13 protein-coding genes are annotated in these 13,608 nt (G+C 62.7%); 3 read left to right on the top strand and 10 right to left on the bottom strand.

Annotated elements, in window-relative coordinates:
* Nucleotides 1-85 precede the first annotated feature (85 nt).
* A complete protein-coding gene (locus NKI97_RS29850; protein WP_352837985.1) occupies nt 86-616 on the top strand; it encodes a DUF2231 domain-containing protein in 531 nt (176 codons plus the stop codon).
* A gap of 91 nt (nt 617-707) precedes the next feature.
* On the opposite strand, the gene phnN is transcribed toward NKI97_RS29850, so the two are convergent.
* From phnN to NKI97_RS29805, 9 genes are all read right to left on the bottom strand, one after another.
* Complete coding sequence (gene phnN / locus NKI97_RS29845; protein WP_352837983.1) at nt 708-1,337, bottom strand: phosphonate metabolism protein/1,5-bisphosphokinase (PRPP-forming) PhnN; 630 nt, start codon at nt 1,335-1,337, stop codon at nt 708-710.
* Complete coding sequence (locus tag NKI97_RS29840; protein WP_352837981.1) at nt 1,334-2,473, bottom strand: alpha-D-ribose 1-methylphosphonate 5-triphosphate diphosphatase; 1,140 nt, start codon at nt 2,471-2,473, stop codon at nt 1,334-1,336. The genes phnN and NKI97_RS29840 overlap by 4 nt, the downstream gene beginning before the upstream one ends.
* A 96-nt stretch (nt 2,474-2,569) precedes the next feature.
* Complete coding sequence (locus tag NKI97_RS29835; protein WP_352453007.1) at nt 2,570-3,277, bottom strand: DUF1045 domain-containing protein; 708 nt, start codon at nt 3,275-3,277, stop codon at nt 2,570-2,572.
* Between the two features lie 148 nt (nt 3,278-3,425).
* Nucleotides 3,426-4,238, bottom strand: coding sequence for a 5-deoxy-glucuronate isomerase (gene iolB / locus NKI97_RS29830; RefSeq protein WP_352743965.1), 813 nt, complete (start codon nt 4,236-4,238; stop codon nt 3,426-3,428).
* A 2-nt stretch (nt 4,239-4,240) separates the two neighbouring features.
* Nucleotides 4,241-4,459: a DUF3329 domain-containing protein gene (locus NKI97_RS29825; protein ID WP_352453009.1), complete on the bottom strand. Its 219-nt coding sequence runs from the start codon at nt 4,457-4,459 to the stop codon at nt 4,241-4,243.
* Between the two features lie 41 nt (nt 4,460-4,500).
* A complete protein-coding gene (gene iolE / locus NKI97_RS29820; protein WP_352743962.1) occupies nt 4,501-5,418 on the bottom strand; it encodes a myo-inosose-2 dehydratase in 918 nt (305 codons plus the stop codon).
* Nucleotides 5,419-5,462: 44 nt separating this feature from the next.
* Nucleotides 5,463-7,307 carry a 3D-(3,5/4)-trihydroxycyclohexane-1,2-dione acylhydrolase (decyclizing) gene (gene iolD / locus NKI97_RS29815; protein ID WP_352743961.1) on the bottom strand — a complete coding sequence of 615 codons (1,845 nt, stop codon included), beginning with the start codon at nt 7,305-7,307 and terminating at the stop codon, nt 5,463-5,465.
* A gap of 34 nt (nt 7,308-7,341) precedes the next feature.
* Nucleotides 7,342-9,276, bottom strand: a complete 1,935-nt coding sequence (locus tag NKI97_RS29810) for a bifunctional 5-dehydro-2-deoxygluconokinase/5-dehydro-2-deoxyphosphogluconate aldolase (protein ID WP_352743959.1) — start codon at nt 9,274-9,276, stop codon at nt 7,342-7,344.
* A 200-nt stretch (nt 9,277-9,476) separates the two neighbouring features.
* On the bottom strand, nt 9,477-10,205 hold the full coding sequence (locus tag NKI97_RS29805; RefSeq protein WP_352453013.1) for an SDR family oxidoreductase: 729 nt from the start codon (nt 10,203-10,205) through the stop codon (nt 9,477-9,479).
* A 138-nt stretch (nt 10,206-10,343) separates the two neighbouring features.
* Here NKI97_RS29805 and NKI97_RS29800 point away from each other — a divergent pair, with 138 nt between their 5' ends.
* Entirely contained in the window at nt 10,344-11,234 is an 891-nt protein-coding gene (locus NKI97_RS29800) for an AraC family transcriptional regulator (RefSeq protein WP_352453014.1), read from the top strand.
* On the opposite strand, the gene NKI97_RS29795 is transcribed toward NKI97_RS29800, so the two are convergent.
* The gene (locus NKI97_RS29795; RefSeq protein ID WP_023677514.1) at nt 11,231-12,076 is read right to left on the bottom strand and encodes a MurR/RpiR family transcriptional regulator; all 846 of its coding nucleotides are present in this window, start codon (nt 12,074-12,076) and stop codon (nt 11,231-11,233) included. The genes NKI97_RS29800 and NKI97_RS29795 overlap by 4 nt on opposite strands.
* 153 nt (nt 12,077-12,229) lie before the next feature.
* On the opposite strand from NKI97_RS29795, the gene NKI97_RS29790 reads away from it, so the two are divergent.
* Nucleotides 12,230-13,339, top strand: a complete 1,110-nt coding sequence (locus tag NKI97_RS29790; protein ID WP_352453015.1) for a Gfo/Idh/MocA family protein — start codon at nt 12,230-12,232, stop codon at nt 13,337-13,339.
* Nucleotides 13,340-13,608 lie beyond the last annotated feature (269 nt).

The following is a 13,608-nucleotide window of genomic DNA, read 5'->3' as shown; positions in this document are numbered from 1 at the left end:
CGCGACAGCAGTTCAGGTCGGTCTCTATTTGGAACGAAACCCGTATCTGAGCGTTTATTTAAGCTTTGCTACGCGGAGGCGTTCCATGCCCACGAATCCAGTTAGTACCGCCAAAGTAGGAACTCACCCCCTCCACCCGATGTTGATAACTTTTCCTGTCGCGTTTCTTGTCGGTGCGTTTGTCACCGACCTGGTTTTCTGGGGGACTGCCGATGCCTTCTGGGCACGGGCATCGATGTGGCTGATCGGGGCAGCCATAGTAATGGCCCTTCTCGCTGCGACAGCCGGTTTTATCGACTTCCTTAACGAGCCGCGCATTCGCGCCTTGTCCGACGCCTGGTACCACATGCTGGGCAACTTGACCGCGGTCGTTGTGGCACTGATCAATTTCTACCTTCGCTATGCGCAAGGCGCCGAAGCCGCGGTCCGCCCATGGGGTGCGCTCTTGTCGTTCATAGTGGTCTGTATACTGCTGTTCACCGGCTGGAAGGGCTGGGAGATGGTGTATCGGCACCACGTTGCAGTTCTGGATACACCAGCGGATGCGCCAGCGAAGCCTTCGACAACCACTGCCACCGATACTCGTCACGCTGGTCGGGACCGGCACGCCGCATGAGGCCATAATCCCGAAAAGTGGATACCGGTTTCCAAAAAGATATCGGGTAGACAAGTAGCGCCCATACCGAATGCATCGGATGGGCGCTACTTTAGATAAGGCCCGACATGTCGGAGAAGGCCACGGCCTTGCGCAGCACCTCGGCGAAGCGCTCGCCGGCGGCTTCACGAGGGCCGCTATTGTCGATCGAGGTGACACCCGGTCCGGACAGCGCCACATTGGCACTGCGCGCCAGCCGTGCCAGCACTTCGCCGCGCGACTCGCGACCGCGCAATGCCAGCCGCTCGGCCAGGATCTCCGGTGTAGCCGTGATCTCGACGATAGCCAGATTGGCGTAGCGCTCCCGCAGCGCCGGGATGATCGCGCGCGAGACGTTGGCGATCGCGACACGGCCGTTGGAGACTGACCAGTCGACTTCGGCCGGGATGCCGTAGCGCAGGCCATGCGCCTCCCAGGAAATGGCGAAGGCGCCATCCGCTTCGGCCTCGACGAAGGCAGCATCGGCTAGCGTATCGTGATCCTCGGTGGCCGCATCGCTCGGCCGGGTGATCACCCGGCGCACGAACTCCAGCCGGCTCTCGTCGGCAAACACGGCGCGCGCATAGCCGATCACCGTGTCCTTGCCGGCACCGCTCGGCCCGACGACGGCGACGAAGACACCGTCGCGGATCGGAAATCCCGCAGAGGACAATTCACGCTCGACCGATGCCGACACCATCATGCGACTCGGCGTCCCTGCCGCCAGACCGTGCGGACGACCGGGACATGGTCGTCGACGCGCACGCGAACCAGATCGGCGCGCCGGCCGGGCTCGATGACACCGCGATCGCTGAGGCCGACCGCCTCGGCCGGGTTCTTCGAGACCATCGCCACCGCCTGTGGCAAGGAAATGCCCTCGACCACGTCGCCGAGGAAGAAGGCTGACTGGATCAGACTGAAGGGAATGTAGTCCGACGACAGGATATCGAGCAGGCCATCGCCGGCCAGCGTGCGGGCCGAGACATTGCCCGAATGCGACGCGCCGCGCATGACGTTCGGCGCGCCCATCAATACCCCGAGCCCTGCCTCTTTTGAAGCCCGCGCCGCCTCCTCAGTGGTCGGGAACTCGGCGACGCGCACACCTTGCTCGATCGCTTCGTCGACATGGCCGACGGTTGCGTCGTCATGGCTGGCGAGCACGATGCCGCGCTCTTGGCAGGCAGCGGCGATGAAGCTGCGGTTCGGGCTCGAATTCCTCGCCGATTCCGCCATCCGCTTTTCGCAGAATTTCTGGAAATCGCGATCGGTCAGCTTCAGCTTGCGCTGGTAGTAATAGGCGTAGGTTTCCAAATTGACGAACTGGCGCTGTCCGGGCGCATGGTCCATCAGCGACGCCAGCCTGACCCGCTCGTCGCCGTCGAAATTGGCGAAGGCCGTGAGGCAGTCCGGCGCCGAAACCTCGCAACGCAGATGGAGGAAATGGTCGGCCCTGAGCCGGTCCTGCTGCACGCTGTCCTCGATCGCGTCGGCCAGCTTGCGTATGTCGGCGGCCGTCAGGTCGGCATCCTCGTCCATGCCGACGCGCAAGGCGTCGAGCACGGTGGTGATGCCGGCGGTCGCCACCTGGGCGTCATGGGCGAGCACAGCTGCGATCGGGTTCCAGCGCACTTTCGGCCGCGGCGCGTAATGGCCTTCGAGATGGTCGGTGTGGAGCTCGACCAGGCCAGGGATGATGAAGTCGCCGCCCATGTCCTCGCCGCTGCGGCCGGGTCCGGCATCGATGGCGGCGATCATGCCGTCGCGCAGCACGATCGACCCTTCGACGATCTGGTCGGCGAGCACGATCCGGGCGTTGTCAAGAACAGTCTCGGCGGTCATTTCAAGCAGTCCTTGCAGGATTTTGCAGCCAACTGGAACCAATTGGCGTCGTACAAATGCGGTTAGAACAAATAGTCATTTACGCAGTTCTTCTGATCAGGCAGTTCTTCTGGCCGGGCGGCGCCCGAGCGCGTGATGGGACAGCACCATGAACGGCGCACCCGGTTCAGTTTCCACAAACAGCGTCAGCGCGTCCACCGCCACCGGCCGTTGCAGCACGTCCGCAAACAGGCTGTCGATTGCTAGCCGAAGACGAGGGCTTTCCTGTGACGACACCCGGCCGGACAGCGTCATATGGAAGCGAAACGTCTCGAAGACATAGGGATAGCCCCACTGGCACAGATTGCGGAACTCGTCGGGCTTCAGCGAATCGGGGCTGCGCCGTTCGATCTCGGCTTCCGTCAACGGCGCGCGGAAGCGGTCGAAGTCGCGCACCACGTCGTCGGCGAAGCGGTTGAGCGCCGGCAGCGGTGCTTCCGGCAACAGCGCGAAGAAGCCGTCGATCTGGCTGACGACGAGGCGCGGGATCGTAACCACCGGCGTCGCCTCGGCAAAATCGTCGAGTGCTGCACGAAGCGACGTTTCCGTCTCGTTGGAGGCCAGTCGGAAGGGCGCCTTCAGTGTCGCATGAAAGCCATAGCGGCGCGCCGAGGCGGTATGGAAGGCAACTTCTGCCGCCGACAACTCGCCCGCAGCCTCGACCGGCTTTGTAGCGGCACCGAATGGATCGCGGCCGAGCCAGTCGGCAGCGATCCGTGCCAGCGGTTCGTCCTGTCGGGGGGTGAAATAGATCGCGTAGCGCATCGAAAGTCCTCGTCAGCCCCGCTGCCATAGGTGATTTCCATGACGAATTGACGAAGCTTTGCGGCGTTTTCGGTAACAAAACCACACAGCCGGGTCGTTAGCCGACGATTTTTCGCTTGGACCAGCGGTTGGGGCGAAGGGGAAGTGGTTAGGCCTTCATCAGCCATTCGTGCTCGGGCGCGTTGTGGAATTTCCACGTCCGCTTCGGTCCGGCCATGACGTTGAGATAATAGAGATCATAGCCGTGGCAGGCTGCGCAGGGGTGATAACCCTTGGGGACCAGCACGACGTCGCCGTCCTCGATCGCCATCGCCTCGTCGAGCGAACGAGCACCGTTCTCGTCGGCATCGGTGTAGACGCGCTGGAAAGCAAAGCCCTGTGGCGGGTTGAGACGGTGGTAATAGGTCTCCTCGAGATAAGATTCAGCCGGCAGATTGTCCTGGTCGTGCTTGTGCGGCGGATAGCTCGATGTGTGGCCGCCGGGTGTGATGACCTCCACCACCAGCAAGGAATCGGCCGGCTTGCCCTCCGGCAGGATGTTGGTGACATAGCGCGTGTTGGTGCCTTTGCCGCGAACCTCCTGGCCGAGATCGTCGGGCGCGATGACACGGACCGGCAGACCGCCGCCCAGTCCTGGCGCCGAACAGACGGCAAGTTCGAGATCGGTATCGGCGCTCACCGACCACTCCGACCCCTGCGGCACATAGACCGACCAAGGCTTGCCTTCGAACGGCGACATGCGTTCGCCCAGCAAGCCGAGATCCTTGCCGCCGGCCTTGGCCTTGCCCTTGCCGGTGACGAACACCAGGCAGACCTCACGATCCGCGGTTTGCCCGGAAGCGCTCTCGCCGGGCCTGAGCCGATGCAGATCGAAGCCGACATAGGTCCAGCCGGCGTTTTGCGGCGTCACATGAGCGACGCGGCCGTGGCCCTTATTGGCTTTGACGAGCAGCTTCGACATGGTCATTCCTTCGGTTCGGCGTCCGCCGATGACTTGTCCTCGTCAGCCGGCTTGTAGAGATAGAAGAATTGCCAGACGGCATAGCCGGCGAAGCCGAGCGCGATCACGCCCCAGAACGGCGTGCCGGTGGCGAATTCGATCACCGACCAGACCAGGCAGACCGCGACAACGGCAACGCGCCGCCACAGCGGCCGGAAAAACGGGTGCTCGGAGTCTTTCATCGGATCACCCCCGGCATCGGATCAGCCCTTCCTCGCGAGCCTCAAGCATTGGGAAAGCCCTGTGTCTCCACCGTATAGCCGGCCGCTGTCATCACCCGCATCAATTCCTTGTAGCCGACCTGCGCCATCTTGAGCGGCGGGTTCTTCTTCGGATCCTGCTCGGCCTCGACCACGAACCAGCCTTCATAGCCATGGTCGGCGAGCCTCTGGACGATGGCGCCAAAATCCAGCGAGCCATCTCCCGGCACGGTGAAGGCGCCAAGTGCCACCGCGTCGAGGAAGGATTGCGTGTTGCGATCCAGCTTTTGGATCACCTCCATGCGTACGTCCTTCACATGCACGTGGTTGATGCGCGGGTGGTGGTTATCAATAGCGCGCAGCACATCGCCGCCGGCAAAGGCCAGGTGACCCGCGTCGAGCAGCAATGGAATGCCTTCTCCCGAATAGCGCATGAAGGCATCTAGCTCTGGCTCGGTCTCAACTACTGCCGCCATATGATGATGGTAGGAGAGCGGCATGCCTTGCTCTGCACACCATTCGCCGAACTGCGTGAGCCGCCGGGCGTAGGCTTTCATTTCCTCGTCCGAAAGCCTGGGCTTGCTGGCGAGCGGCTTCGAGCGGTCGCCCTGGATGGAGCGGCCGACTTCACCATAGACGATGCATGGCGCGTTCACCGCCTTGAACAGGTCGATCATCGGCTGGATACGATCCTTGTTCTTCGCCATGTCTTCGTCGACCAGCGTCCCCGAGAACCAGCCGCCGCAAAGCGTCACGTCGGCCTCTTTCAGGATCGGCAGCATGATTTGCGGATCGTTGGGAAAGCGGCGGCCCATTTCCATTCCGGTAAAGCCAGCCGAGCGCGACTGGCGCAGGCACTCCTCCAGCGACACATCATCGCTGAGTTCGGCAAGATCGTCGTTCCACCATGCAATGGGGGACATGCCCAGTTTGGCTTTCAAGTCGTCACTCCAGTTTCAGACATTCGAGGCGCGTTCGCGGATGGCTAAAGAACCCGCCCGCTCAGCGCTTCCTCATATTTCTTGCGCGCCGCATTCACTTGCGGCCGTGCCGAGACTTCCGGCACTGCGACATCCCACCAGCTTCCACCAGCCTCGGTCGAAACCAGCGGGTCGGTGTCGATAACCAGTACCGTCGTTCGCGTGTTCTTCCTCGCTTGCGCCAGCGCCGTTTCCAGCCCGGCGATCGATGGCACTTTTTCGGCAATCGCACCCATGCTCGCAGCATGCGCGGCGAAGTCGATCTCGGGCAAGGTTTCGTGACGGGTGTCCTTCAGCAGATTGTTGAAGTTGGCGCCGCCGGTCGCCATCTGCAACCGGTTGATGCAGCCATAGCCGCGGTTGTCGAGCAGCACGATGGTCAGCTTGAGGCCGAGCATCACCGAGGTCGCGATCTCGGAATTGAGCATCAGGTAAGAACCGTCGCCGATCATGACCACGACGTCTTCGTCCGGCTTGGCCATCTTGACGCCAAGCCCGCCGGCGATTTCATAGCCCATTGTCGAGAAGCCGTATTCTGCGTGGTAGGAGCCGGGCGCGCCCGCCTGCCATAGCTTGTGCAATTCGCCGGGCAAGCCGCCGGCCGCATGAAGCAGTACCACGCCGGAGCCCATGGCGCGCTGTACTGCGCCGATCACTTGCGCGTCGGACGGATAGGCGGCATTGGTCGACGCCGTCACCTTGTCGGCATCCGCTTGCCAGTTCTTCTTGCCCGCGATCGCATTGTCGGTCCAGCCTGAAGGGGCTTTCCAGCCTTTCAGCGCCGCAGCGAGTTCGGCGAGCCCTTCCGCCGCATCGGCGACCAGCGGCAGCGCCTGGTGCTTTCCGGCGTCAAAAGGCTGCACGTTGAGCCCGATGATGGTCCTGCCGGCATGCTTGAACAATGCCCAGGAGCCGGTGGTGAAATCCTGCAGTCTGGTGCCGACGGCAAGCACGACGTCGGCCTCTTCGGCCAGCCTGTTGGCCGCCGAAGTGCCGGTAACGCCGACCGCGCCCATGTTCAACGGATGATCGTCCGGGAGCGAGGATTTGCCGCCTTGCGTCTCACAAACTGGAATGCCGGCGCCTTGCACCAGTTTTGCCAGATCCTCGGACGCCTGCGAATAGAGTACGCCGCCGCCCGCGATCACCAGCGGCTTTTTCGCCGCTTTGAGTACCGCGACTGCGGCCGCCAGTTCGTTGCGGTCCGGCCGCTGCCGTCGCGGCGTCCAGACCCGTTCGGCAAAGAAGCTCTCCGGATAATCATAAGCCTCGGCCTGCACGTCCTGGCACAGCGCCAGCGTCACCGGGCCGCATTCGGCGGGATCGGTCAGCACCTGCATGGCGCGATTGAGCGCCGGCATGATCTGCTCCGGCCGCGTGATGCGGTCGAAATAGCGCGACACCGGGCGGAGGCAGTCATTGACCGTCGCCGTGCCGTCGGAAAAATCCTCGGCCTGCTGCAGGACGGGATCGGGAATGCGATTGGCGAAGACGTCGCCGGGCAGAAACAGGACAGGCAACCTGTTTACATGCGCAAGTGCCGCAGCGGTCACCATGTTGAGCGCGCCGGGGCCGATCGAACTGGTCGCGGCCATGAAGCGACGGCGGAAATTGGCCTTGGCGTAGGCGATCGCCGCATGCGCCATTGCCTGCTCGTTATGGGCACGGAAGGTCGGCAGTTCGTCGCGAACCTGGTAGAGCGCCTCGCCGACGCCGGCGACATTGCCGTGGCCGAAGATCGCCCAGACTCCGCCGAAGATCGGCACTTTCTTGCCGTGCATCTCGGTCATCTGTCGGGCAAGAAAGCGGGTCAGCGCCTGCGCCATCGTCAGGCGGATTGTCTTGGTCATGTCGGTTCCTCCGCAGTGCTTATGTCGCGCCTTCTTATGCCGCTTTGCGACCGCGCGCGGCAAGCCATGCCTCGGTCAGTTTTTCGAAACGCGATGCCATGTCGGCCACCGCCTCCTCGTCCGACATCTTGCCGGCAAGCCATTGTTCGGCCGCGTTAATGAAGATGGTGCGGCCGACAGCGAAGCCTTTGACGATAGGCGCCTTGGCGGTGGCGGCGAAGGCCGCTTCCAGCTCGTCCTGCGGCGCTTCCAGGCCAAGCAGCACAATTCCACGGCACCACGGATCGTGCTTCAGGATCACCGCTTCGATCTTTGCCCATGCGCCGGCCGAAGCCTGCGGCTCGAGCTTCCACCAGTCGGGCTTGATGCCCAGCGCATAGAGTTCCTCCAGCGCCCGCGGGATCGTCATGTCGTCGAGCTTGCCGTGCTTGCCGGCGATGATCTCGATGAGAAGTTCTCTACCCACTTTCCGCGCGGCCTCGAACAAAGCGCGCAGTTTCTGCTGCTGTTCGCTCTTCAGCGCCGCGGGATCGTCGGGATGATAGAAGCACAGGCACTTGATGCAGTGGTCGACCGGCCATTCGGTCAGTTGCGAACCTATGTCTTGCGAGAACTCGAAGCGAAGCGGCCGCGAACCCGGCAACTCGACCGGCCGGCCGAGCCAGGCGAAGGAATGGTGGGCGAATTCGAACATCGCCTCGCGTCCGTATTTTTCGTCGAGCAGCATGCCGTAGCCGGCGCGGCCAGCCGCAACCTTGGCCGCAGCCTTGACCGTCAGCACCTTGAAAGCTGGGATTCGCGACGGATCGGCGCCGGCTTTTGCCGCGACATCCTCCAGCTGGACGCGGTGGTCGCAGGCGAACGCCATCAGCGAGGGGATGTCGCGCCGGCGCGTGGTCGCCCAATGGATGTGATTGATCGCCTCGTCCTTGCGCAGCGCCAGATGCTTGCTGCCGTTTTTCAGGAAGAACTGCAATTCCTCGAAAGTCGGGTATTCCGGTGCGCAGAGCAGCCGCGACACGGCAAAGGCGCCGCAGGCATTGGCCCAGGTCGCCGCCGTCGCCAAGCCTTCCTCGCCGAGCCAGCCGCGCAGGAAGCCCGACATGAAGGCATCGCCGGCGCCGAGCACATTGTAGACCTCGATTGGAAATCCCTTGCCGACGATAGCGTCCTCGAGGTCGTCGCTGATCGGCCCGTCATAGACGATGCAGCCCATGGCGCCGCGTTTCAGCACGATGGTTGCCGCCGACAGCGAGCGGATGGTTTTCAGCGCGCTCAGGCAATCGTCTGCGCCCGAGGCGATCATGATTTCCTCTTCGGTGCCGACGATGAGATCGCAATCGGGCAGCACCGTCTTCAACTGCGCCGAGACGCGGTCGGATTTCACATAGCGCTCGAAGCCTTCGGCGTGGCCGGCGAGACCCCAGAGGTTGGGGCGGTAGTCGATGTCGAACACCACCTTGCCGCCCTTGGCTTTCATGACACGGATCGCCTTGCGCTGGGCGGCGTCGCTGTTGGGCCGTGAAAAATGCGTGCCGGTGACGACGACCGCGCGTGCCGAAGCGATAAACGCCTCATCGATATCGTCTTTCGAAAGCGCCATGTCGGCGCAATCGCTGCGATAGAAGATCATCGGCGAGACGCCTTCATCCTCGACCGACAGCAGCACCAGGGCGGTCAGCCGCTCCGGATCGGTCTTGAGGCCTTGGACCGAAACGCCCTCGCGGGTCAGCTGCTCGCGGATGAAGCGGCCCATCTGCTCATTGCCGACGCGGGTGAGCAGCGCCGAGCGCAGGCCGAGCCTGGCAGTACCGACCGCGATATTGGCCGGACAGCCGCCGACCGACTTGGCAAAGGAAGTAATGTCCTCGAGGCGCGAGCCGATCTGCTGACCATAGAGATCGACGGAAGCGCGGCCGATTGTGATGATGTCGAGCGGCGCATGTCTCGCTTCCACGGCTTCGCCCATTCGAACCTCCCATCGGCTTTGTTGTCTTGGGTAACACGCGCGAGCGGCAGCGTGGCGCCGGCAATATGAAATAATAATTCCAATCCATAGTCAATATGGAACGAGCATTCCCAAGGCTGAAAAGTGCTGTGCAAGGCTCGCGCGTTCAGAAACTTTGAAGTCAGACGAACGTCAAGTGTCTACCACTGAAACCAGCTGATTTACCAAGGAAGCGGGCCATCATCGTTGAAGAACCCGGCGGTCGGGCCATCGGCGTCCAGGGTCGCCAGGTGAATGACGATCTCGGCCGCCTGCTGCACCGTGCGGTGACCTCTATACTCGTTGAGATCGGTGGCGGTATAGCCGGGCGCCGCGGCGTTGACCTTGATGTCTTGCGGCGCGAGCTCCCTGGCGAAGGCCACGGTGATGGCGTTCAAGGCCGTCTTGGAGCTGCCGTAGCCCATCATGTTAACGGCGTGGTTCGCAGTGGCGGGATCGAGCGCCCGGCCGATGGACCCGGTGGAGCTGCTCACCATCACGATCCGGGCAGCAGGTGCTGCTAGCAGCAGCGGCAGGAATGCCTGGGTCACGCGGATCGGGCCGAAGACATTGACGTCGTAGGTGGCCTGGATGTCGGCGATCCGCTGCTGGCTCGGCGGCAGGTCGTAATTGATGGCGACGCCGGCGTTGTTCACCAGCACGTCGAGGCAGGGGCTGGCCTGCCTGAATGCCTCGGCTGCCGCCTTCACACTGTCATCCCGCGTGACGTCCAGCTCAAGCCACTCCACGTCGAGGCCTTCGGCGCGCAATGCCTGCGCCGCCGCCATGCCGCGTTCGGCGCTCCTGGCGCCGAGCCAGACCTTGAAGCCCATGGTCGCCAGTCGCCGGGCGATTTCACGGCCTATACCCTTGTTGGCGCCGGTCACCAGCGCGCTTTTCGATGTTCTCATAATCGGTGTCTCCATTTTTCTTGTGGAAGACCCACAAATGGTGCGAGGCAGCAGGGGTTGCGCGCCGGAAATTCTCCGGCTCTTGCCTAATCCTCTCACGCTGTTGCGCCGCCGGTGCGAATGCGCGATGCTGGCGCAATGAGCGAAGCGCTGCAGGAGTTGATCGAGATCGCCAGCCGCCATGCGCGCGGGCGACGAACAAGAACGGCGGTTCCCCGCGTTTCGATCGGCCGCAGCGAAGTCGCCACGCCGCCATTGTCAGGGGTGTGGGGGTCGGGGATCTTATTCGTACTGCAGGGCGCGAAGACGGTTCTGATCGGCGACCGGGCTCTTCGTTACAATCCGGCCAGCTATTTCATCTATACTGTCGAGACGCCCACCATCAGCCAGATAATCGAAGCGAGCGCGGCGCGTCCTTACCTGGCCATTGGCTTGACCCTTGACCTGCAGGCCGTCGCCGCGCTCCTCGTCGAGCACGCGCCGGCCCTCAGTGGCGACAGTTTCTCCACCTCTCCCGCTGATGACGATCTGCTCGACGCGTTGCGTCGAATGATGCGGCTGCTTGACCGGCCAGCGGAGATTCCCGTGCTCGCGACCATGATCGAGCGAGAGATGGTGTTTCGGCTCCTGCAAGGCCCCCAAGGCGGAAAGCTTCGTGAACTTGCGCGCGCCGATGGCCATCTGTCCCGGATTGGCCGGGCGATCGCCTGGATCCGTTCGCATCCCCATCAGCCGGTCCGGGTCGGCGATCTGGCCGAGATTGCCCGTATGAGCAGTGCTGCGTTTTATCGTCACTTCAAGGCGGCGACGGCCATGAGCCCAATCCAGTATCAAAAGCAAATCCGCTTGCTGGAAGCCCGCCATCTGCTGATTGCCCAGCCGGGCAACGTCGCACGTGTCGCCTTCGCCGTCGGCTATGAGAGTGCTTCCCAGTTCAGCCGGGAGTATGCCCGCCAGTTCGGGTCGCCGCCTGCCCGCGACGCAGCGCGGCTTTCGGCAGAAGGCGAAACGGCAATAGAGGTGATCTAAGGCTTGCGCTTCTTGCCAGTATCGCGCCGCTTCTCGCCGACCGCGACGGTCAGCGCCATAGCCAAAGCCATCGTCGCCGACAGCGAGCGGAAGCCGGCGAAATCGGCCTCGGCGACCTCGAACCAGACCCTGGCGAATTGGGCGAGTGGCGAAAAGGAGCTGTCGGTAATCGCCACGATCGGCACGCCTTGCTCCGAAATGACGCGCGCCTCCTCGATGGTGGCCGGGGCATAGGGCGAAAAGCTGATGGCGATCACGGCGTCCCTTGGAGAGGCAAAGCCGATCATCTCTGCATTGAGGCCGGCGGCCGATTCGATCAGCTGGTTGCGGATCTTGAGCTTGCCCAATGCATAGGCGATATAGGAGGCGACCGGGTAGGAGCGCCGCTTGGCCAGCACGTAAATGGTTTCGGCCTTGGCCAACACGGTGATTGCATCTTCGAAATGGTCTTCATTCAGCGTGCGCGAAATGTCGTTGAGCGAGGTACTGGCTGCGGCAACAAAACCGTCGAAAATCGCGCGGTGGCCGGCGCCTTCCTCGGCCTTGGCGCGCAATGCCGCCAGCCTTTCATCATAGGATGAGTTGCGCTCGCGCAGGCGCTCGCGAAACACCAACTGCAGGCTGGTGAAACCATCAAAACCAAGCTGCTGGGCAAAGCGGATCAGGGTCGAAGGCTGGACACCGGCGGAAGCGGCGATGCTGGCAGCGGTGCCGAAGGCGATATCGTCTGGGTTGTCGAGCGCATAGGCGGCGATCTGGGCGATACGTTTCGGCAAGCTGTGGCGCCGCTCCAGGATCGTCGCCCGCAGCGTCTCGAAATCGCGCGGCACCCGTTCGTCCATCGTCGCTCCGCCCAGGCTCATCGTCTGGTTCCCTCTGTGCCCCATCATAGCGGGCCTGTGCAAGAACACCATAAAAAATGAGACAAGCGTTCCATCTCCAGACAAAATGGACTAATTCATCCACACAAATTTTGCACACAGGGAGGCAAGCGGATGGTCGGGGTAGGTCTTATCGGCACGGGTTTCATGGGCAAGTGCCACGCCATTGCCTGGAACGCGGTCGGCACCGTCTTTCCCGATGTGGCCAAGCCAAGGCTGGTCCATCTGGGCGAGGTCAACGAGGATCTTGCCAAACGCCGTGCCAGCGAATTCGGCTTCGCCAAGGCCTCCGGCGATTGGCGCGCCGTCGTCGACGACCCGGAAGTCGATGTCGTTTCGCTGACCACGCCGAACCAGTTCCACCCGGAAATGGCCATCGCCATCCTCGAAGCCGGCAAGCATCTGTGGTGTGAAAAACCGATGGCGCCGAGCTTCGCCGAGGCGCAAGCAATGGCCGCGGCGGCCCAAAAGTCCGGCAAGGTCGCCGCGCTCGGCTATAACTATATTCAGAACCCAGCGATCCGCCATATCGGCGCGCTGCTCGACGAGAAGATCATCGGCGAGGTCAACCATCTGCGTATCGAGATGGACGAGGACTTCATGGCCGATCCGGAGGCGCTGTTCTTCTGGAAGCACGAGGCGGCGTCCGGTTACGGCGCGCTCGACGATTTCGCCGTGCATCCGCTGTCGCTCATCGCCGTACTGTTCGGCCGCGTTGCCCGTGTCATGTGCGACATGGCCAAACCCTATGCCGACCGCCGCGTCGCCTCGGGCGGGCGCCGCGCGGTCGAGACCTACGACATCGCCAGCATCCTGATGCATCTCGAAAACGGCATCGCCGGCACGCTGCTGGTCAACCGTTCGGCCTGGGGCCGCAAAGGCCGGATCGCCATCCAGATTTTTGGCTCGAAGGGCTCGATCCTGTACGACCAGGAGCGGATGAATGAGTTCCAGCTCTATCTGACGGCCGACCGGCCGACCGAGCAAGGCTACCGCACCATCCTGGTGGCGCCGCATCATAAGCCTTATGACGCCTTCCTGCCGGCGCCCGGTCACGGCCTTGGCTTTAATGATCTCAAGATCATCGAATGCCGGGAACTGTTGACGCGGCTTGCCGGCAAGCCGGCGCGGATCATCGATTTCGACGAAGGCCTGGAGATCGAGCGCACGGTACACGCGATGGCGCGCTCGTTCGCAGAACAGCGCTGGATGGAGGTGCGGTAATAAGCCCCTTCTCCCCTTGTGGGAGAAGGTGGCCGAGCGAAGCTCGGTCGGATGAAGGGTGTTGGACGGATCGCTACAGCGAAGAAATAACCGCTTAAAATCCCTCAATATTTTACGCCAAGTTTCTTCCAGCACCCCTCATCCGGCTCGGCGCTGCCCGCCGATCCACCTTCTCCCACAAGGGTGTTTGGACTGGGGACATCGCGAACAGATGTGCGAGGACATCGCGAACAGTTTTGCGCTTTTGCGCGAGGGGGTTCGGGATGCCA

The sequence above is a fragment of the Mesorhizobium sp. M0296 genome, from assembly GCF_040321675.1.
Taxonomy (GTDB): domain Bacteria; phylum Pseudomonadota; class Alphaproteobacteria; order Rhizobiales; family Rhizobiaceae; genus Mesorhizobium.
Note: the sequence above shows the minus strand (reverse complement) of the source record. Positions and strands in the feature narration are given on the sequence as shown.